Here is a 20,995-nt window from a genome sequence, read left to right on the forward strand (position 1 = left end):
CGGTGCAGAAGCTGGACTCGCTAGCCGGTGGACAACCGAAAACTGGTCAAACAAGTCCAACGTCTGCACCGCGGCGCCTGACGTGTACACGTTGCTAAGGCGGCAACGCGACGTAAGCATGCCATTGTAGAGAGTCAACGCGCAATACTTGTGACAAGCGTCTCAGTTTTGTTGTTTTCAAAACGTACCCTGAATCATCTGGGCGATCACTTCGCGCATAGCCGTCTTCGCCATGTCGATCCTACGCACGAGTGAACGTCTCCACTCACTGTCATACGCGTATCAAACCCACTCCGCGAAAGCCGAATCGCATACTTGTCGTATTAAACCCCTTTTTTTAGGCTGCCAAGTCGCCGCTTACCAAATAGAATCCGCGACTTCATACCGTATTTTTTCGACTGACGGTCATGTCGCACTGATAACGTCGCGAGTGCGATGCGATCGTTTTTTTTGTTCGCGCATAGGTTTGCTCCGCAATACACGTGTGCGCTCAATGCAAAACCCATCGTCACGCTCACGTTTCACATTGATTAGAAAAGCGCAGCCACTTGCGCAATTTGCGCAAAATACGGCGACCGACGGTCACACGTTGTTCGACACGCCGGTGACCACAATCGTTTATAGTGTGCGCGTGAATAGAGACGTCATTGTCATTGGTGGTGGAGCAGCCGGACTCATGTGCGCGATGACTGCGGGTCAACGCGGTCTCAACGTTGTGGTGCTCGAAGGCGCAAACAAAATCGGTAAGAAAATACTGATGTCGGGCGGCGGCCGCTGCAACTTTACTAACCTGCACTGCGAGCCCTCGCGCTTTCTGTCCAATAACCCGAATTTTTGCATCTCTGCGCTCAAGCGTTACACGCAGTGGGATTTCATTAAGCTTGTTAACGAACATGGCATTGCCTATCACGAGAAGACCCTGGGCCAGTTGTTTTGCGATCATTCGTCCAAAGCCATTGTGGCCATGCTGCGACACGAGTGCGAGCAAGTGGACGTCTCGATTCTGCTGTCCAGCGGAGTCACCCACGTCCGGGCGGAGCGGCACAAAACAGGGGGCCCACTCTTTCAAGTAGACAGCGCGCACGGCACGTTTACCGCACCGCGACTGGTGCTGGCCACAGGTGGACTGTCGATTCCGAAAATGGGCGCTACCGACTTTGGCTATCGACTCGCTCGACAATTTGGCCATCGTGTACTGCCAACCCGTGCCGGTCTCGTGCCATTTACGTTATCGGGCAAACTCAAGGCGCTGAGCACGTCCCTCGCCGGAGTGAGCGTACCCTCTCGAATGCGTGCCAACGATCAGAGTTTTGAAGAAGGTCTGCTCTTCACTCATCGTGGTCTTAGCGGACCCGCGGCGCTGCAAGTCTCAAGCTATTGGGATCTTGGGCAGCCCCTTCATGTTGACCTTTTACCGAATTTGCAGGCCACAGACCTGCTGCTCGATGCCAAACACAGACAGCCTAGAACGACCATCGAGAAAGCCCTCGCGAAGCATTTGCCCAACGCACTCGCAAACGCGTTTATGGCTTATCATTGGCCTCATATCGGGGCATCGCGCCTGGCGGAATTATCGGATAGCGTGCTGCGCAACATCGCTCAATCGCTCAATGATTGGCACCTGACGCCTTCGGGCACAGAAGGCTATCGCACCGCCGAGGTCACGCTGGGTGGCATCGATACACGTGAACTCTCTTCGCAAAGCATGGAAAGCACCCGTCAGCCCGGTTTGTACTGCATCGGTGAAGTGGTGGACGTAACCGGCCATCTCGGCGGTTTCAATTTTCAGTGGGCTTGGTCGTCGGCAGTGGCGGCAGCGCGCGCGATGTAGTAAGCCGCGCGTCGTCGCGGTGCATTCTGGGGAAACGCGGGAGTTGACTGGTTAGTGCTTGCGACCGCTGAATACGATGCCGCTATCCTGCAGCAGCGTCGGAATGTGTTTCTTGAAATTGAAAAAGCCCTTGGTCGCGTAAGGCCAAGCCAAACGGTCCCAGGGTCGGATAACCGTTGTCATTGTGATGCCATAGGTGGCCAAAATTTGCTTGGTCTGTTGCAGCGCATCCGTGCTCGGACCCACCGGCACGTGTAGACTCACAAGCTGTTCGATACCGGCCGTTTCACACCACTGACCCAGCTCGCCGGCCCATTCTTCGCCCTCGGCCGCAACACGATGCATCGGCATGACAAGACGGTCAGCAAGATCATCAACCGCGCCGTCGACAAAACGCTGAACCTCTGGCGAGGCGGTTTGCTCACACCGCCAGGCGGTGGTGTCAACATATACGGCGTTGGCGAGTTGTGGGAGCGCAAAGAGGTCTCGCGAAACGGCCAAATCGTCATCGGTGATCAGCAAGGCGGTGTGCTTGGCCGTATCGGGCGGCACGGACTCGGCAAGGGGCATCGGCGGCATCGGATCGCGACCCAGAATAGGTTGTGCCGAAGGCGACAAACCGGGTGTGTCCACAAACCGTTGGTTCGTATATTTTGCGATGTTTTCGGCACGCGCCAGATAGTTTTTGCCGACCGTTTGCAGTCCCGCCACCCAACGCCAAGACAAGGTGTTGGACGCCGCATCGCCATCGAGTAGATGGCGCATAAAAAAATCGGCGCCAAGCTGCCAAGGCAAGCGAAGTGTAAAGATCCAGATGCTCGCAAACCACATACGAGTGTGATTGTGCAAGTAGCCGGAACTGGTGAGTTCTCGCGACCAAGCATTGAGACATTCGATGTCCGTTTCGCCTCGCATCGCCGCGGCGAGTCGGTCACGGTCATCCGCACTGAGGGTATCGTGTGCAGGTGCAATCGCGTCGCGATAGTCACGCCAGACCGACGGTCTCATTTCCAGCCAGCCTTTCCAGTAGGTTCGCCAGCACACTTCCTGCACAAACTTCTCGGCCGCGGCCAAACCATGCTGAGACAATACCGCGGTCAGCACTTCGTCTTCAGTAATGAGTCGATGACGAATCCAGGGTGAAAGTTGCGATACGTTGCCCCGATTCTCTTGGCCAAAGTCGAAGTTGCGGGTTCGCGCATAATGCACACCCGCTCGCGGCAAAAATGCCTCGAGTCGGCGCTTGGCCTCAGATCGCGTGGGTATGCACGCCGTCAACAAACTTCCCCTACCAAAAATCGAATCATGTCGCACACCAGATAAAGGCGGCGTGAGCAGCGCTAACGCTCCGCTGAGAAATCGCGCTATGACACTTAGTATTCCCGCGCTCAGCGGGTCAGGTTCGAGCAAGGGGCATCAATGCTGCAGCGCACACCTTGAAACTTTCGCGTTCACCCCCATGTCTAGAGATGTTTGGGCGAAGCGGGAAACTGATCTGATGACGCGAATTCTTTTGTTCGTCGCGACTAACGTGGCGATAATTGCTCTTATATCTATAATTTTCAGTGTGTTAGGCATTGGCGGCGTGTTGCAAAGCAACGGTGTCAATCTCGATCTGAGTGCACTATTAGTGATGTCGGCGGTGATTGGCTTTGCCGGCTCATTCATCTCTTTGGCGATGTCCAAATGGATGGCGAAGCGTACGACCGGTGCGCAGGTGATAGAACAACCCTCGAATGAAATGGAACGTTGGCTGCTGCAGACCGTGACACGTCAAGCCTCGGCCGTCGGCATCACGACGCCGGAGGTTGCCATTTACAACTCGCCGGATGTGAATGCCTTCGCGACGGGCGCACGGCGGAACAGCTCACTTGTTGCGGTGAGTACCGGACTGTTGAAAAACATGACGCGCGACGAGGCCGAGGCCGTCTTGGCCCACGAAGTGAGTCATGTGGCCAATGGCGACATGGTGACGCTGACACTCGTGCAAGGTGTGGTAAACACGTTTGTGGTGTTTTTCTCGCGCATTGTTGGACACTTAGTTGACCGCGTCGTATTTAAAGTCGAGCGCGGCCATGGTCCAGGCTATTACATTGGCTCTATTGTGGCGCAGATCTTATTCAGCCTGTTGGCGAGCATCATCGTTATGTGGTTCTCTCGACAGCGCGAGTTTCGCGCCGATGCCGGCGCCGCCGAACTGTCGGGTCGTAACAAGATGATCAGTGCACTGCGACGGCTGCAGAGCGGCAAGACCGAGCCACTACCCGGCGAGCTGTCGGCCTTCGGCATCGGCGGAGGCGCGTCCAAATTTGGCAAGCTTTTTATGTCCCACCCACCGCTTGAAGAACGCATTGCCGCACTCGAGTCTCAGTCCAATTTTCGTTAACCAACGGGAACGGACACCTCTCTCATCAACGACCCCGATGTGCCGCATCGGGGTTTTTTTTACCTCGAAAATAGCTGTCTCGCTCCACGTCGCTTCATTTACGTAGGTCGATCCACTCCGTTTCGGGGCGCATCAGACTTAAATCCAACCAAGCGAAACGGTATGCTGCTGATACCCTACTGATCAGGAACCCCATGGACGCGCAATCACTGAACACACTCATCGAGCAGTTGCCCAAAGCCGAATTACACCTTCATATAGAAGGCACACTCGAACCTGAGCTGATGATGACGCTCGCCAAACGCAACGGTGTCGCGCTGCCTTATGAGTCGGTAGAAGCCATTCGCGCCGCGTATCAATTCACCGATCTGCAGTCGTTTCTCGATCTTTACCACATTGGCACGGAGGTCGTGATCACCGAGCAAGACTTCTACGACATGACTATGGCCTATCTGGAGCGAGTCGCGTTAGACAATGTCAAGCACGTCGAACTTTTCTGCGACACGCAGACTTACACGGCTCGTGGAATCCCGGTGGAAACCGTTCTCAACGGTATCGATCGTGCGTTGCAAGACGGTCGGCAGCACGGCATTAGTAGCGCACTTATTTTGTGCTTCCTTCGCCACCTGAGTGAGGAGGACGCCGAACGGACGCTCGATGCCGTCTTGCCTTTCAAGCACCTACTCGCCGGTGTGGGGTTGGCGTCCTCAGAGCTGGGGCATCCACCCTCTAAATTTCGCAAGGTGTTCGCGCGAGCGCGCGCTGAGGGATTAAAGGCAGTGGCGCACGCCGGCGAAGAAGGTCCTCCGGCGTATATCTTCGAAGCCCTGGACGACTTGCAGGTTGTGCGTATCGATCACGGCGTGCGCTGTCTGGAAGATCCATCGCTCGTGGCGCGGTTACGCGCCGAGCAAATACCGCTTACGGTTTGCCCTTTATCCAATGTCGCACTGTGTGTCGTCGAGTCGATCGAACAACACAACTTCAAAGATCTGCTGGAAGCGGGACTGTGCGTAACCATCAACTCCGATGACCCTGCGTATTTCGGCGGCTACATGAACGAAAACTATCGACAAACCGCGCACGCACTGGGGCTGAATGCGGGCGATCTTATCCGCGTTGCGCGTAATGCCTTCAATGCGGCGTTTATGAGTGACGCCGAGCGCCAATCGCATCTTGATCAGCTTGACCGACTCGAGAAGGAATACACCCAATGAAACACGCATTGCTTAGCCTCCTTGCCATTGCGCTTTATGCCTCACCCGAGGCTCGAAGCGAAGACTATGACTACTTCAGTGCCAATCGCACGCTGATTCGTAATGGCGTGCAAGCCGTTTTGACCTGCAACGGATTGTTTACCTCAAACCGCACGCTAGAACAGGTGTTTGACCAAGAACTCCAATATCTGAGCGATCGGGTTGGCACCGTTGACGGCGGCAATTACCGCGTCGATAACGCTGATCGTTGGGTGGCCGTCGGCAGCCCCCCCTATCGGGTACGTGCGGTATTTCGACGCGGCATTGGTTGCGTGGTGATGGCGCCGAACCAGACTGTAGACGACATACCCTCCCTACCGGCACAGACATTGCCCACCGAGAAAAGCGCTCTGCACGAAGTACCTTGGCCGGATGGGGATCAATTGACTGCGCATCCGAGGCTCGATCGCGTGAATCTCAAGGCGCTCAATGCCGCCTCTGATTGGGCGTTTGATCGCGACACACCCGAACAGGACACGCTCAGTCTGCTGGTCATTCACGATGGTCACATCGTACATGAGCGTTATGCTCCGGGTGTCGATGTCACCACTCGTACGCGAACCTGGTCGACCGCAAAGAGCATTGCCGTCACATTGATTGGTCTGCGCGCCGCGCAAAGCACCCTTGAACTGGATGAACCACTGAACTTGGACTGGCTGCCGCATATTGAGCCAAATGACGATCCACGCAATGCGATCACGCTGCGCCATACCCTCAACATGTCGAGCGGTTTGTATCCGGTGGATAGTTACCGCATGGAATACGCCACCGGCTCGGGCCTTGCCTATTGGGCGGGAATGAGTTCGGTATTGGGGGCACGTAATCGCGGCCTAGTCGCGACGCCCGGCACGGAATGGGAGTATGAAAACTACGACACGCTTCTCGCGATTTATGCGATGAAACGCACGTTCAAGAGCGCCAAGGACTATCTGGAGTTTCCGCGCAAAGCGTTACTGGATCGAATCGGTATGCACAACACATTGCTGAGCACCGATCGCTTTGGTGACTTCATATTAAGCAGTCAGGTCTACACCAATGCCCGCGACTTAGGGCGCTTTGGCCTTCTGTACCTAAACAACGGCCGCTGGCACGACGAACAATTACTCGATCCTGAGTGGATCGACTTTGTGCGTCGTCCCGCCCCCGCGTCACATCGACGCCACTTTGACTACGGCGGACATTTCTGGCTCGTACCCGATAACCGTACGGATGTGCCGGCCGATGCCTTTGCCACCGCCGGCAACCGTGGCCAATACGTTATTATTGTGCCAACCCATAACTTGGTCATTGTTCGACGGGGCCTGGACTACGGCCGCCAAGGGTTTAATCGCTGGGACCTAACGCGTGAAGTACTCAAAGCCTTCGCGCCAGAAAACTAATGCATCGCCCACAGGGACGTAGCCATGAAAGTGTTTATCAAACTAATGCTTCTTTTACTGATCGCAGCGATGGCGGGGCCTTTTTTCATTCGCGGCCCCGATGGCCAGCCGCTCATGAAATGGCGTGACATCACGTCGAAATTTGGTAACTGGTCGAGCTCCGCGTCCGGCGGTGACAGCGTTGAAGTTCATCGCTGGCAGGACGAAAACGGTCAATGGCACTATTCGGACGAACCCCCTGAGCAGGGCGGCGAGGTGATCACACTCGACCCTAACACCAACGTCATACAATCAGTGCCCGTGAACGCGCCTCCGGCCGTTGAGCCGAGCGCGCCTGTACAATCGGAACCGACCGCGGGCGACGAAATGCCATCCATGTTCAATGCCGTAGACGAAACCAAAAAAGTGCGCGACGCGCTTGAGGAGCGAAACGACACGCTTCGCAAACGGCTCGATGACAACTGACTTCGGAGTCCAATTCATGACAAAGCGCTTACTTGCCTCATTCTTGATGCCGTTCTTGCTCTGCGCATGCACAGTCAATCTGACGATCGATAACGATGAGCCGCTGGCTCACGTCGTATTGGTATGGATGAATGAACCCGGCAATCCCGCCCACCGCGCTCAGTTGATTGCCGCCAGTGAACGCCTTCGCGATATTGACGGCGTGGTGCGCGTCAAAACTGGCCAGAGTATCGCCAGTGACCGGGATGTGGTGGACGACAGTTTCGATGTCGGTATTTACGTTGAACTGGAGTCACTCGACGCCTTAAAAGCCTATGCAACGGATCCGTTACACCTTGCCATTCTAAACAATGACATCGCTCCGGTGACCGCACGCTATATCGTCTATGACTTTGAAATAGACCGTTAGTCGAGTTTTCGGAATCGACGCAAAACCCCAAGGCGTAAACCCCAAGCGTGCGTCATCGCTACAACCGCGATGTGGTGCCGCTCGCGTTACGGGTAACTTGATCGACTAGCGCTTCAGACGCACCAGAAAGTCCATGACCCAATCAGCGAATCGACCATAGGGCGGCGCGAGAAACCGCAGCGCCGAAAAGCGCGCCTGATAAAACACCGGCCGCAATTTGGAACAGGCCAAAAAACCCTCATACCCGTGATAGTGACCCATGCCACTTGGCCCGACGCCACCAAAGGGTAAGTCATGTTGTGCTACATGCAACAACACATCGTTCACCGTTACACCACCTGACATGATGCGATCGATGTAGCGAGCCACCAGCTTTTTGTTGTGCGAGAACGGATAAAACGCCAGCGGCCGGTCGTGCGCGTTAACGTAATCAATAACGTCAGACGGATCGGTATAGGTGAGTACCATCATGAATGGCCCAAAGGTCTCGCGATGACGAATGCGCATGGCATCAGTGGTGTCCAGCACCAAGTGCATCGCGACTTTACGAGTCGATGCATTGGGTTCATGCAAGGGCGAGAGGTTGACGATGGTTGCGCCTTCGTTGCGCGCATCGTCCAGTGTTGCCATCAGTCGGTTATAGGCCCGTTCATCGATGATCGACGTGTAATCGGAATGCTCGGGATCCGGGCAGTGCTCGGCTACGTACGCCTTGGCTTTTTCAACGAACGCGTCTTTCTGACTCTCGTGAACAAACACGTAATCAACGTTGGTGCAGATCTGACCGGCGTTAAATTGTTTGGCAAAGAAAATGCGCTCTACCGCGCGATCGAGCGGATACTTCGGATCAATCACCGCCGGACATTTTCCGCCCAGCTCCAAGATAACCGGAGTGAGATTTTTCGCGGCCGAGGCCATTACCGCGCGGCCGGTCTGACCTGATCCGGTAAAGATCATTAGGTCAAACGGTAGCTGGGAAAACTGAATGCCGACGCTGCCGGTTTCCTCATAGAAACACAGCTTGTCTTCCGGCAGGTACTGAGGGGACAACGTTTTGAGCAGGCGCGTTAGTTGCACCGAGTTTTCTGACATTTTGACCATGGCGCGATTGCCCGCTGCAAACGCGGCAGCTAGCTGCGAAAAACTCAAAAAAAGCGGAAAGTTCCAAGGCACGATGAGTCCCACCACGCCCAAGGGCTGAGGAATCACACGGTTTTTGGAGCCCGGGAACAAGAACTGGTCAGACTCACGATGCTGCGGCTTCATCCACTGTCGCAACTTTTTGATGTTGTCGTTGATGCCGTCGGTCGTCGCAAATACTTCAGCAAACAGCGTCTCGTGTCGGGAGCGATTACCGTAGTCGCTGCTAATCGCCTCAACAATGGCATCAACGTTATCGGTCACCAATCGTTTTAGGGCTCGCAAGTCGTCCCGTCGCGCACGAAGCGAGGGGGTCGGTTCGCGAAAATACGCCGCCCGCTGGATTTCCAGCCCAGACGTTAGCGCCTCATCCAGTGCGTTGGTTTCGGGTGATGCGTCCTGAAGGTTGTAGACCGAGCTCATAGCTACCTCACTGTTGGGGGCATGTCGTTTGACCGTAGTATCGCAAAATTACGGCGCTGCAACAAAGCGGTCACAGTCACGCCACAAGCCTCTGATTTACGGTTATCCCGCTCGATCGCTCCGCGGGTCACGGCAACTGAGCAGTCGCCGTGACCCGGGTTCTAAAGCGGTTGACGCCGGGTTTGGGGCGTCAGGGGGCGACCCCACTCGGCCCGGGCGGACCGAAGAAGTAGTCCGGCACAATCGCGTAATCGATAAAGTTCACCACGCCATCGCCGTTAAAGTCGGCAATCTGCGAGCCGGTGCTGCCAAACGCCGCCGAGAACACGCCGATATCCAAAAAGTTCACGACGCCATCGTTGTTGAGGTCAGGGTCGCACGCATTGCCATAACCGTCACCGTCGACATCGAGCTGGCTGGCGTTACTCACTACCGTGCAGTTGTCCGCATCATCGCTGACGCCGTCGCCGTCGCTGTCCACTACGGTGCCGGTTATCACGCGCACATAGTCGCCGGGTGAATTAGCGCTGAACGCCACTGAGAAGACATTGCCGGCGAAGCTCACCGAATCGTCCACCTCGAGTCCGCGTAATGATGGATTCAGATAGTTGGCGGTCGGATTACCCAGAAAGTCACTGTCATTGAGCGTCTCAAGCGATGTCGCGACACCCAGAATGGGCGCGCTAAACGTCACATCCCCTTGAATCGATCGGCTGCTGGCTGGATCAAACGAGACGTAGTAGCTGTTCACAGTCGAACCGGCCGGTACCACAGTGTTTTCATCGAGCGTCAGATCATCGGTCAACACAACGCCCTGCAGTTCTTCATAGGCAAACAGATCATTCGATTGAAAGTTGTTATTACCAACCGGACCAATCGGATCGCACAGCTGTGCGAACACACCGCCGTTATTCGCCGCCGTACCGCCCAACACTACGCCTGTGATGGTCACGTCTTCGGGCGGACAGACAGTGAAGAACAGACTCGGTGAAGCGCTGCCCAACAGCACGCGCACCGAGTCGCCCGGTGAACTTGCGCGAAAACTAACAAAGAGCTCATTACCGTTGATGGTGAAGTTGTCGCTACCTTCCAATCCGAGCAAGTCAGGCTCAAGATAAGTGGCCGACGCATTACCCAAAAATTCGCTATCCTGTAGCTGCGTTCGATCCTTGATCACAGCAATGATGTCGTCCGGGAACGTGATCGTACCTTGGTTTCTGGTGTCAACGACCGGGTCGAAAACAACATAAAAGCTCGACACGATTTCACCGGCGTCGATACTGAAATTTTCATCGACGGCCAATGGCGCAGTGAGCTCAACCGCCTGCTGTTCTTCGAACGCAAACAGATCGAACGAATTGAAATTGTCGGCCCCTACCGGTCCGATGGGATCACAAATCTGGCGGAATACGCCCCCCGCCTCCGCGGCAGAACCGCCCGTTACGACACCAGCAAGCGTCGCCGTACCCCCCACACACACCGTCGTGCCCGGCTCTGGATCGACACCTGTTATCACACGAATCGCGTCACCCGGCGAGACGGTGCGCAAAAAGAACGACACCGTGTCGCCCGAGATCGTTACGGTATCCGGACTCTCCAGTTCCTGACTGCCAATGTCATAAGCGGTACCCGGATTACCAAGAACAGGATCCGTGATATTGAATCCTTCGTTATAAATCATGACACCGAGAATCGGTTCGTCGAAGGTCACGCTCGCTTCGACTTCTTCTGTCGCACTCGGGTCATAGATAATGTAGTGACTCGACACGACGCTGCCCGGGCCCAAAATGCTGCTGTCCAAACCGCTTGCGGCCACATGTAAACTGATATTCGATGTGAGCGTCACGTCTTGTTGCTCGTTAAAGGCCCTCACGTTGTCGTCGTTGTAGGCATTGTTTGGCAAGACCACTGGCGCGGGTATTTCGATAAACAATCCGCCATTCACAAATGACGATCCTCCCGTTACCACGCCCGACGTTATCTCCGCGTGGGTTTCAATCGCCAGGGTACATATAGCCAAAACGGCCATGGTTTTTATGGTGCGCGCGCGTACGCGCGGAGCTTGATCACTCATCGTCGGTTCCCTCCTGTTATTTGTGTTGTCCGACTTGTCGTGTTGTCGACTATCTTGGCACGCTGACACCACGGCCCACTACCGCTCGATCCCCCGGATGCCCTCGCTCCAAACTTCTTGTTTTCGTTGATTATATTGAGCGGTCTTGCCAAGCCTGTCCAGTCATCGCCGCACTGTCCAAGAGCAATCGTTGGACGGACGACGGCACATTCGACCCTAACAATATGAAATTTCAAATGATAAACCGCGTTCTGATCCGTTTCCGGCAAACGTTCATTACGATGATTGCGACCCGATGGAGGGACGCAATGGTCAGTCTTCGCGACCGAGCATTTGACATATTTCCTAAATGCGGTTGCCTCCACAGGCTCGATCCCAACGCGCCGGATCGCATCACGGTTGCCCGGGCGAGATCGTCGGCGCGAAGAACGCCGAGAGCGGCTAGTAAATAGGATCCGTAATGGCCTGGCCGAGCAATACCGCGCGAAGCGCCTCTTCATCCAACGACTCGCCCGAGTTGATTAACCAGCAGCTCAAGCGCGTCATGCGTGTGCCTAAACGCGGGACATAGTCACAGCCAATCTGCTCGTCTTCTTCGCGAGTTTCGTTGTAACGCCTCACCGATTCAGCAAGGTGTTGGCGGTTCCAGTTAGCGTCTTGCTGTGTTGGTGAGCCATGCCGGCGATAGGTGAGTGGCGTGTTGGACTGTTCCGCGTAATCGGGCGATACGCGATCGGCCGAATGAGGGGTGCACGCGCTCAAAAGAGCGATGCCACTCAAGAGTATCGTGCGCATTATGGTGCGAACAGGCGTCAATCTCCGCCCCCCGTGCGGTGCGCCTCAAATCGAGACGGCGCTTTTCAGTAGCCTGCAATCGTGGGGCGAACCGACATCGTCCGTCAAGAGCTCAGCTGGCGCACAACACCGGAATAGGTGTCAATCAGTGGCCCCACCCACTCACCGCTTTGACCTCGAGGAATTCCTCCAGGCCCCAGATTCCCCCTTCGCGGCCGTTGCCCGACGCTTTGACACCACCAAACGGCGCGCCGGCACCCCTTGGCTTGCCATTCATCTCCACCATGCCCGCTCGCATACGACGCGCCACTCGGCGGCGGCGCTCTGGGTCCTCCGACTGGATATAGTTGGCCAGTCCATACGGCGTATCGTTGGCGATGCGGATCGCGTCCTCTTCGGTATCAAATGGGATAATCGACAGCACGGGGCCAAAAATCTCCTCGCGTGCGATGGTCATGTCATTATTGACGTCGGCAAACACCGTGGGTTTGACGAAGTAACCGGTGTCAAAACCATCGGGCTTGCCCGGCCCGCCGGCAACCAGTCGCGCACCTTCATCGATACCCTGTTCGATGAGCGACTGAATTTTATCAAACTGGATCTTGCTAACGACCGGTCCCATGTGTCGACCTGAATCGCTCGCGAACGCGACTTTGCATTTCGCAGCCGCCGCAATCGCCTCTTCCACGGCTTGATCGTAACGTTCGCGTTGAACCAGCATACGCGTCGGGGCGTTGCAAGACTGCCCCGTATTATTGAAACAGTGCATGGCGCCGCGTTTGACCGCCGCTTCATAGGCGTCATTGAAAATGATGTTCGCCCCTTTTCCGCCGAGTTCCAAGTGCACACGCTTTTGCGTATCAGCCGCTGCTTTGGAAACTAGCGTGCCCGCACGGGTAGAGCCGGTGAATGAAATCATGTCGACATCTGGATGCGCACAAAGCTGCGTGCCCACACCGGCACCATCCCCGTTGACCAGATTGAATACGCCAGCAGGCACACCCGCTTCGTGAATCATCTCCGCCAGCAACAGCGCCGATAGCGGTGCAATTTCTGACGGTTTCAATACCATCGAACAACCCGCGGCCAGAGCCGGCATCACTTTGAGCGTGACTTGATTGATCGGCCAATTCCAAGGCGTGATCAATCCAACCACCCCAATTGGGTCGTACAACAAACGGTCGTCGGGCGCGTGATCACCAAGCGGACGCTCGAACTCGAACGCATTGGCGGCACGGATGGTTCCCTTAATATTCCCGATGCCGGTCATTGCCTGCTGCGATCGCGCCATGTCAATCGGCGCACCCATCTCCTGACTGATGGCCTGCGCCATGTCGTCGATGCGCGCCGTATAAATGTCAAGAATGCGTTCGAGGTAACCGATACGTTCAGCCTTGGGATGAGAGGACCACTCATCAAACGCTCCGTTGGCCGCAGCCACCGCGTCGTTTGTGTCCGCTTCACTGCCCAGTGAAATCAACGCGAACGGTTGTTCCGTTGACGGATTAATCACCTCAAGCTCGGTCGCAACTCCCGCGTCCGAATTGGGATTGACCCATTCACCATTGATGTAGAACTGTCGTCGATCGAGCATGTCGCGGCTCCTGCAAAAAAATTGGATGTGCCGTATTGCGGCTCGCATAAGCAAGCGGGAACGCGAATGTACACCGCGTTCCATACGCGTACAACCACCAAGCAGGCGCTAGGCCAACGCCAGTCCACAGCGCGATCGCTGGACAGAGCAGGACGAGCCCACGCTACGCTCGTCGCTACGTGAAACGCACTGTCAGACACCCGCGCAATGGCTTGCCCGTTGTGGCGGCTATCCCCTTATAATGCTCACCACCAACGCGTGAGGACACGAGCCATCAGCCAAACCACCGTCATTCTCCTTTCCCTTGTCCTGTACAAGCTGCTGCTGATAGGCATCGGCCTATGGGCGTCTCGTCGGGTGCAAACAGCCGACGACTTCCTGCTCGGTGGACGCAATCTTGGCCCCTGGGTTGCGGGCTTGTCTTATGCGGCGAGCACGTCGTCAGCCTGGGTCCTGTTAGGCTTCAGTGGGTTTGCCTTTGCCTATGGCGTCTCGGCGCTGTGGATGCTGCCTGGCATCTGGGGCGGCTACGTCGTGATGTGGTTGTGGTTTGGCCCGCGACTGCGAGGAGAGGCCGAAGCGAAACGCTACGTGACGCCCACCGAATTTATTAGCGCCAATGTGCCGCCCAAGGCACAAACCCTAATTGCTGCACTAGCCGCGTTGCTCATCACGTTTTGTTTTATTTTTTATATTGCCGCTCAGTTTGATGCCGCCGCGAACGCCTTTATGGCCAACTTCGCCATGAGCAGCACCGCCAGTTTGCTACTCGGCGCCACCATCATCCTCTTCTATTGTTTGCTGGGCGGCTTCTGGGCGGCCAGCATCACCGACACGCTGCAAGGTATTGTCATGATGCTGGCAGCAATACTCGTCCCCACTATCGCCGTGATCCATGCCGGCGGTTACGGCCAGATGATAACGACCGTGAGTGCCAGCAATCCGGCCCTCCTCGACATGTCGGGTGGTCACGCCGGATTCGTGTTTGTCGGATTTGTGCTTGGCCTGGCGGGTATCGGTCTTGGCACACTCGGGCAGCCGCACCTACTGGCTCGCCTAATGGCGGTACGCGGTGAGCGCGAACGCAAGCAAGGGTTTGCCATCGCCATGACCTGGGCGGTCTTGGTTTATCTGGGCATGGCTTCGCTGGCGCTCGCCGCACGCAGCTTGGCGCTGGAGCCTGGCAATGGCGAACAGATTTTTTATCTGATGGCGGAAGCGCTGCTCCCACCGCTTCTCGCCGGCATTGTCATCGCAGCCATTCTGTCGGCGGTCATGTCCACCGTCGACTCGCTACTGCTGGCCGCCGCCGCCGCGATTGCGCACGATCTTGGACTAGCCAGGCGCCTACGCATCGGCGAGCTGACGCTGTCGCGTGTGGTCATGGCCGGGCTTGTTTTGGCGGCGGTCACCTTGGCGCTGACGCTGCCCGACACAATATTTAATCGAGTCTTGTTCGCCTGGAACGCGCTAGGCGCCGCGTTTGGCCCTGTCATCATCGCGCGGTTACTGGGTCGGGAGCCAGCGGCCGCTGCTCGGGTGGCCAGCATCCTGACCGGATTCAGCCTCACTGTTCTCTTTTATACGTACGGCGCCATCGACGTGGCCGACACCAGTCATGCACTGTCACGAACACTGGCCGATTTGGCTCATCTGCCCGGCGACCCGTTTGAGCGCGTCGTGCCGTTCATCCCGCCGCTACTGATTGTCATGCTCGCACCCCGCCATCGCCGGACGTAACGGATTGCGATCCAAACGACCCCACCGGCGCGCCGTCAGGGTGGGTGCGGTATCAGGGTTTTCCCGCAAAGCGACAACGCGCGATGGATGGAATCGAGCCGATTTCAGCATCCACGCTAAAGCTTGCGACTCTGCCGCCGCTATTATGTCCATCATCGACAGATTTTGTTTACGCCCTTTGGGGAAAGCGAGCACAACATGGACCTCATTTCGACGATTAACGCAGCCTTTACCAACGTTCAGCGCTTTGAGAGCTTTAGCCTCAATAGCAATGGCAGCCAACAGCAAGTCGGCTATCAGGAACGCGAAACCATGAGTCGGTCGGCAGGACAAATCGATGCCGGTCGCTTACTGCCTGCGGGTAGCGGCAACTCGTCTGTCGGCGTGCGGGAGGCGGTACAAAGCGCGATCGCCTACGACCGCTCCGAAAGCGGCACGTTGCAGCTGCGTACGCAGGAAGGTGACATCGTGCGTATGAAGTTTCTCAACAGCGAGAGTTACAACGCGCAGAATCAACAGTTTGAGGAAGGCGGTACCGTCATCTCTGATTTTTCGATGCTCGGCAGCAATTCGTCGCAGTTTAAAGTGGTCGTTGAAGGCGATTTGAACGGCGAGGAACTCGCCGCAATTCGAGATGTGCTGATTCAGGCGCGTGAGATGGCCACCAATTTCTACGATGGCGATGTGAAGAACGCTTTCTCAATGGCCAGTCAGCTGAATTTCGACAGCGAGCAGCTAGCCAACGTCAACATGCAGTTTAATCTACGGGAAACGGTTACGTATGCCGACATATTGGCACAGGCTGCTCCGGCACCAACTGACCCGGCCACTCAACCCGTGGCACCAGAGGTGCAAGTAGCGCCGGTTTACGATCCCGAACCCAGTGCGCCGACCGTCGCAGCGTCAACCGCTAATCCGGTCAATGTCGCGGCAGCGGCACCCTCAACCGCCGCGGTGAATGAGCCTGCTGTCGTCCAAGAATCCCCCGATGCTGTGGCGCCTGCGCCGGCAGTGGCGCCAGTGCCATCGGCCAATGCGACACCGGCGGCACTGAGTGAGCCTCTGTCTAACGCACTCTCAACGATCAACAACTTCTTGAATCAAGTCTCCGACTCGATCAACGCCTTCAGTGATCGCTTTCAGACCGGTGGCGTGCGACCGAATTTCGCGTTCAGCGGTAGCTTTCAACTGCAGGTGTTCAGCGCGTTGGTGAGTCAACTCGACAGCGCAGAGCCCGAGCAGGCCCAGGGGAATGGGCTTGCCGCCGACACGCTCAGCGAAATGGCCATGCGCATGGAGGCTCGTTTCGACGCGTTGATCTAAACCCCGTCCACGTTGTTCGACTATGAGGCCGGACCCGCACGTTTTGTACTAAATCCTTTTTGCTAGACAGGCGCGGTAGAGCAAAAAGGGTGGTGGCATTGACTTAGTAGCATACAAAACTGAGGGTCTGGCCTCATTCTATTGAGCGCCCTCCCAGCAATCGGCACGCGGATGACACGCCTTGCAGCGCCGAACCTCGGCAACGGCTTTGGCCGACCTGCCTGTAGCAAGCGCTCAGCCGCTGCTTAGAATCCGGTCAACTCGACAATCTCAGAACGCCGCGTCGTTGCGTCCCGAGCGCCGCTACTCGGCTTTACGCACACCGTGAATTCGGTGTACTTCGAGCCACTGCTTTTGATCCTTGGACCACTCCATCTTCCACTCAAAACTGTTGTCTTGAATATCAAAAAACGTGATGCGCGAATGAAAGCCATTGGCCCCCGGTTTGTCGCTGAGCATAACGATCGTCTCAGCGTCCGACACCGCGGTAAATCCTGAGGGTGGCGTGGCAGCGGTGGTGAGCCATGTCATGACCCATTTCTTTTCAGCCGGGTTGTAGACACGCAGATTCACGCCGCGGGTACGTGTCGACTCGTCGTCGACCTTTTGTTCAACGGGTGGTGATACGTATAAATCTCGAATTCCGTGACCGTTGTATTCCCAATGAAAATCCCAATCGGCAGATGTTGACGGCTGCCAGCCCGACCCGTCCGGCTTAAGCGACTCCTCAGTGGTAGACCAGCGGCCGACCAACTTACCCATGTGCGCGACCTCAGGCGGAGCGTTCGGATTCATGCCGTTGAGCGCGTTGCCAGCGACCGATGACGTCACGGTCAGAACGATACCGGCGGCCAGTACCGGAATAATTCGAATCAAATTCATGGTAACCCCCCTTGTGTAGATGCTTTAATAAGACTCGCGCACGCTCGCAAAGTTCGGCGTGACGTTTAAGCGGACCACGTTCGAGGGGCATAAATGGCGGATGAATTTGAAACGGCGAACCAGTGTTTTGCGTGTGGACCGGATAACCCAATCGGATTGAAGATCGTCTTCACCGTAGCGGGCGATCGCTGCACTGGCGAATTTACGCCTAATGCACACCATGTGGGTTACGAAAATACCGTGCACGGCGGCATCATTTTTTCCTGTCTCGATGACGTCATGGCGAACGTGCTTTATCAGCAGCAGCGCAAGGCGCATACGGCCAAATGCGATGTGCGCTATCGGCAAGCACTTGAAGTAGGTCAAACGGTCAAGCTGATCGGCTGGATCGACAGCGAGCGTGGGCGACTCATTCAAATGAAAGGCGAAATGCGGCTCGCCGACGACGACTCGATGATTGCCAGCTGCAGCGCTCGCTTCATGCTGGCCTAATGGCGGCCGATTCGCCGACAGGCTGACCCGCTCATCGGTTGACCCTGGCCGGTCAACGAGAATCCAAGGGCTCGCACGCATTAGTGGGCCGATGCGACTGAATGATCCTTAGTCACGGCTGACTCTAGCTCCTCCTCTGCGCATGGATTATGTTGCGCCCAGACGAAAACGGTCGACACCCCTTGCGCTGTCGTTATATGTTTAACCTATCGACCACGCAAGCGCCGCCGGCGCCCGCGGTCGCAATAATAAACGCCTCAATCTGGAGCCAGCATGCGCCACATGCTTACCGAAACTGAAGCCCGCGTGATCGGGTGCCTGATGGAAAAGTCGGTGACAACACCCGACCAATACCCACTCACACTCAATGCTCTGACCAACGCGTGCAACCAAAAATCGAGTCGCCATCCTGTGATGAATCTCGAACAAGGATCCGTGCAGCATGCGGTGCGTGAACTTGAAAAGAAAAAGCTCGTCACGCTCGACGAGAATTTTCGACGCGGCGTAGAAAAATATTCCCATCGATTTTACACGACCCAGTATGAAGGCTATCAATTCGACAGCGCCCAGCATGCGGTGGTGTGCCTGCTGTTACTGCGCGGCCCGCAAACACCTGGCGAACTTCGCACTCGCTCCACTCGCCTGCATGCGTTTGATGACAACAGTGCCGTGGTCGCTACGCTTCACACACTGATGGCCAGCGACAGCGACGCGCTGGTGACTCAGCTACCGCGTACGCCCGGCCGCAAAGACAGCGAATACATGCATCTTTTTTGTGGCGATATCGATGTCGATGCCTATGCCGCCGCAACGCCTACGCCCGCGCCGCGCGCGTCATCCGCCAGCGCCCTCCACGCGCTGACTGAGCGTGTTGAGGCATTGGAAACACAAGTGACTGAACTTACCCGACGACTCAATGAACAACACTAATCAACATTCACCAAGAACGTCGATGACGTCCGTATCGTTATCCTGTCTGGCGTACGCCGCAGCGCTTTTCTCAAGCGCTTTGTTTGTCGCCAACACAGTGAATGCTGACTCAGCAAAACAGTCGGGAGACCAAACTGTCCACTCGTCTCGATTGCCAGCCAGCAAAGGGGCTCTACCGCCCACTCAGGTCGCCAAGCCATCAGTGGGTTCGCCGGTGAATCCAGCACTCAATCCACCGAGTGAGATACGGTTCACTGATGTCACCGAAGACGCCGGTCTGAGTTTTGTTCACGACAATGCGATCGACCATCAGTCCGGGCCGATGACGGGCGGCGGCGCGGTGGGCGATTTCAATGACGACGGCTTCGCAGACCTTTACGTGATCGGTGGTGGTGACCGCCGCGACGCGCTGTATATCAACAATGGCGACGGCACGTTTTCGGATCAAGCGGACTCATGGAATCTTGCCGAACCACACCGAGGAACCGGCGCCACAGCCAGCGACTACGATAATGACGGCGACGTCGATCTGTTTGTCACCAGCTTCGGCGCCATGAGCGAAAATGCCGATCTCGGCAAACATCGTTTGTATCGCAACGACGGTGACCGCTTTACGAACGTGGCGGTTGAGGCCGGCGTATCGACAACCAGCACCACGCACCCTGACGGCTACGGTGCCGCGTTTGGCGATTATGATCGCGATGGCGATCTCGATTTGTTTGTCGGCGCCTGGCATAACGCGCCGGTGCTCGGCGCTCGACTTTTTGATAATCAAGGCGACGGTACCTTTGTCGACGCGACTGCCAGCGCGGGGATCATCACGCGCAGCACGCGCGCCTTCGGCGCCATCTTTGCGGATATGGACAACGACTTTTTTCCTGAGCTGCTGGTTGCCGGCGACTTTGGCACAAATCGCTACTACCGCAACAACCAGGACGGTACCTTTACCGAACTCGACCCGGGCAGTGGCTTAGCCAATGCGAACGACGAGGTGAGTTGGAGCATCGGTAATGCGCACAACGCGATGGGCACAACCGTCGGCGACTTCAATCGCGATGGTCGTCTCGACTGGTTTGTAACGGCGATCTGGCCCACCGCCGCATTCGAGAGCGACTTCTGGGGAAACGGCCTTTATCTTAATCAGGGCATGCACACGTTTGCAGAAGAGGCCGAACGCTATCGAGTGCACGATGGCGGCTGGGGGTGGGGCACCGAAGCGGCGGATTTCGATAACGACGGCTGGACGGATCTAGTCATGACAAACGGGTGGCCGTTCCAAGACTCAGTGACGGGCGCGAGTTTTGACAACGAAGCGTCGTATCTTTGGCGTAACAATGGCGACGGCACGTTTGCCGCGCCCGATGCGCAAACCGGCTTTGATCACACCGGCCAGGGCCGCGCACTTTTAACGCTTGATTACGATCGCGACGGCGACATCGATATCGTCATTTTGTCGAATCAGGAACCCATGCGCTTGTTTAGAAATGAGCAAAACAATTCATATACGTCGCTCACTGCCCGCTGGTTGCAGGTTGAAATTGACGCAAGCCTCCACCCACGGCGCGCGCCACACGGCATCGGCGCTCGTCTGACGCTCGAAGCCGGCGGCGTCGCGCAAACCCAGTATATAAAGGCTGGCGGCACCTATCTTGGGCAGAGTGAGGCGGTCGCTCATTTTGGTCTTGGCGACGTCAAACGTATCGACAAACTCACCATTGATTGGGGCGACGGGGAACCGATTGTGCTGCAGCGCGTTCGCTTGGATCGACGACTCAAAGTGAAAACCTACGTCAAACGCTAACCGGTTGATTCGCGGTGCGGCACAAAAAGTCGATTGCATGAATCTTCGAGGCGGACTAAGGTTGACGTTCTAAAT

At 56.3% G+C, this 20,995-nt stretch carries 17 protein-coding genes; 11 read left to right on the forward strand and 6 right to left on the reverse strand.

Annotation, left to right across the window (positions count from 1 at the left end; all coding sequences use genetic code 11):
• Positions 1-631: 631 nt before the first annotated feature.
• Positions 632-1,831, forward strand: a complete 1,200-nt coding sequence (locus tag AAF465_03465) for an NAD(P)/FAD-dependent oxidoreductase (GenBank protein MEM7081769.1) — start codon at positions 632-634, stop codon at positions 1,829-1,831.
• Between the two features lie 51 nt (positions 1,832-1,882).
• Here the strand turns inward: AAF465_03465 and AAF465_03470 are convergent, their stop codons facing one another.
• Positions 1,883-3,109 (reverse strand): FAD-binding domain-containing protein, encoded by a 1,227-nt coding sequence (locus AAF465_03470; protein ID MEM7081770.1) that lies wholly within the window; start codon positions 3,107-3,109, stop codon positions 1,883-1,885.
• Between the two features lie 220 nt (positions 3,110-3,329).
• On the opposite strand from AAF465_03470, the gene htpX reads away from it, so the two are divergent.
• From htpX to AAF465_03495, 5 genes are all read left to right on the forward strand, one after another.
• Complete coding sequence (htpX, locus tag AAF465_03475; protein ID MEM7081771.1) at positions 3,330-4,217, forward strand: protease HtpX; 888 nt, start codon at positions 3,330-3,332, stop codon at positions 4,215-4,217.
• Positions 4,218-4,411: 194 nt separating this feature from the next.
• Entirely contained in the window at positions 4,412-5,434 is a 1,023-nt protein-coding gene (locus AAF465_03480; protein MEM7081772.1) for an adenosine deaminase, read from the forward strand.
• On the forward strand, positions 5,431-6,852 hold the full coding sequence (locus tag AAF465_03485; protein ID MEM7081773.1) for a serine hydrolase: 1,422 nt from the start codon (positions 5,431-5,433) through the stop codon (positions 6,850-6,852). Before AAF465_03480 ends, AAF465_03485 begins: the two co-directional genes overlap by 4 nt.
• A 24-nt stretch (positions 6,853-6,876) precedes the next feature.
• Entirely contained in the window at positions 6,877-7,317 is a 441-nt protein-coding gene (locus AAF465_03490; GenBank protein ID MEM7081774.1) for a DUF4124 domain-containing protein, read from the forward strand.
• A gap of 16 nt (positions 7,318-7,333) precedes the next feature.
• Positions 7,334-7,726, forward strand: a complete 393-nt coding sequence (locus AAF465_03495; GenBank protein ID MEM7081775.1) for a Dabb family protein — start codon at positions 7,334-7,336, stop codon at positions 7,724-7,726.
• Between the two features lie 105 nt (positions 7,727-7,831).
• Here the strand turns inward: AAF465_03495 and AAF465_03500 are convergent, their stop codons facing one another.
• The 4 genes from AAF465_03500 to AAF465_03515 all read right to left on the reverse strand — a co-directional run bounded on the left by AAF465_03500 (position 7,832) and on the right by AAF465_03515 (position 13,752).
• On the reverse strand, positions 7,832-9,289 hold the full coding sequence (locus AAF465_03500) for a coniferyl aldehyde dehydrogenase (GenBank protein MEM7081776.1): 1,458 nt from the start codon (positions 9,287-9,289) through the stop codon (positions 7,832-7,834).
• Between the two features lie 190 nt (positions 9,290-9,479).
• Entirely contained in the window at positions 9,480-11,363 is a 1,884-nt protein-coding gene (locus AAF465_03505) for a dockerin type I domain-containing protein (GenBank protein MEM7081777.1), read from the reverse strand.
• A 441-nt stretch (positions 11,364-11,804) separates the two neighbouring features.
• Complete coding sequence (locus AAF465_03510) at positions 11,805-12,158, reverse strand: hypothetical protein (protein MEM7081778.1); 354 nt, start codon at positions 12,156-12,158, stop codon at positions 11,805-11,807.
• A gap of 145 nt (positions 12,159-12,303) precedes the next feature.
• The gene (locus AAF465_03515; GenBank protein MEM7081779.1) at positions 12,304-13,752 is read right to left on the reverse strand and encodes an aldehyde dehydrogenase family protein; all 1,449 of its coding nucleotides are present in this window, start codon (positions 13,750-13,752) and stop codon (positions 12,304-12,306) included.
• Positions 13,753-14,010: 258 nt separating this feature from the next.
• Here AAF465_03515 and AAF465_03520 point away from each other — a divergent pair, with 258 nt between their 5' ends.
• Entirely contained in the window at positions 14,011-15,492 is a 1,482-nt protein-coding gene (locus AAF465_03520; GenBank protein MEM7081780.1) for a sodium/proline symporter, read from the forward strand.
• 198 nt (positions 15,493-15,690) lie between these two features.
• Positions 15,691-16,815, forward strand: coding sequence for a hypothetical protein (locus tag AAF465_03525; protein ID MEM7081781.1), 1,125 nt, complete (start codon positions 15,691-15,693; stop codon positions 16,813-16,815).
• Positions 16,816-17,118: 303 nt separating this feature from the next.
• Here the strand turns inward: AAF465_03525 and AAF465_03530 are convergent, their stop codons facing one another.
• The gene (locus tag AAF465_03530) at positions 17,119-17,697 is read right to left on the reverse strand and encodes a hypothetical protein (GenBank protein ID MEM7081782.1); all 579 of its coding nucleotides are present in this window, start codon (positions 17,695-17,697) and stop codon (positions 17,119-17,121) included.
• Between the two features lie 93 nt (positions 17,698-17,790).
• On the opposite strand from AAF465_03530, the gene AAF465_03535 reads away from it, so the two are divergent.
• The 3 genes from AAF465_03535 to AAF465_03545 all read left to right on the forward strand — a co-directional run bounded on the left by AAF465_03535 (position 17,791) and on the right by AAF465_03545 (position 20,920).
• Positions 17,791-18,189, forward strand: coding sequence for a PaaI family thioesterase (locus AAF465_03535; GenBank protein ID MEM7081783.1), 399 nt, complete (start codon positions 17,791-17,793; stop codon positions 18,187-18,189).
• 273 nt (positions 18,190-18,462) lie between these two features.
• Complete coding sequence (locus tag AAF465_03540) at positions 18,463-19,119, forward strand: DUF480 domain-containing protein (protein MEM7081784.1); 657 nt, start codon at positions 18,463-18,465, stop codon at positions 19,117-19,119.
• Positions 19,120-19,141: 22 nt separating this feature from the next.
• Complete coding sequence (locus tag AAF465_03545; protein ID MEM7081785.1) at positions 19,142-20,920, forward strand: CRTAC1 family protein; 1,779 nt, start codon at positions 19,142-19,144, stop codon at positions 20,918-20,920.
• Positions 20,921-20,995 lie beyond the last annotated feature (75 nt).

It is taken from the genome of Pseudomonadota bacterium (assembly GCA_039028935.1).
Lineage (GTDB): Bacteria > Pseudomonadota > Gammaproteobacteria > Steroidobacterales > SZUA-146 > SZUA-146.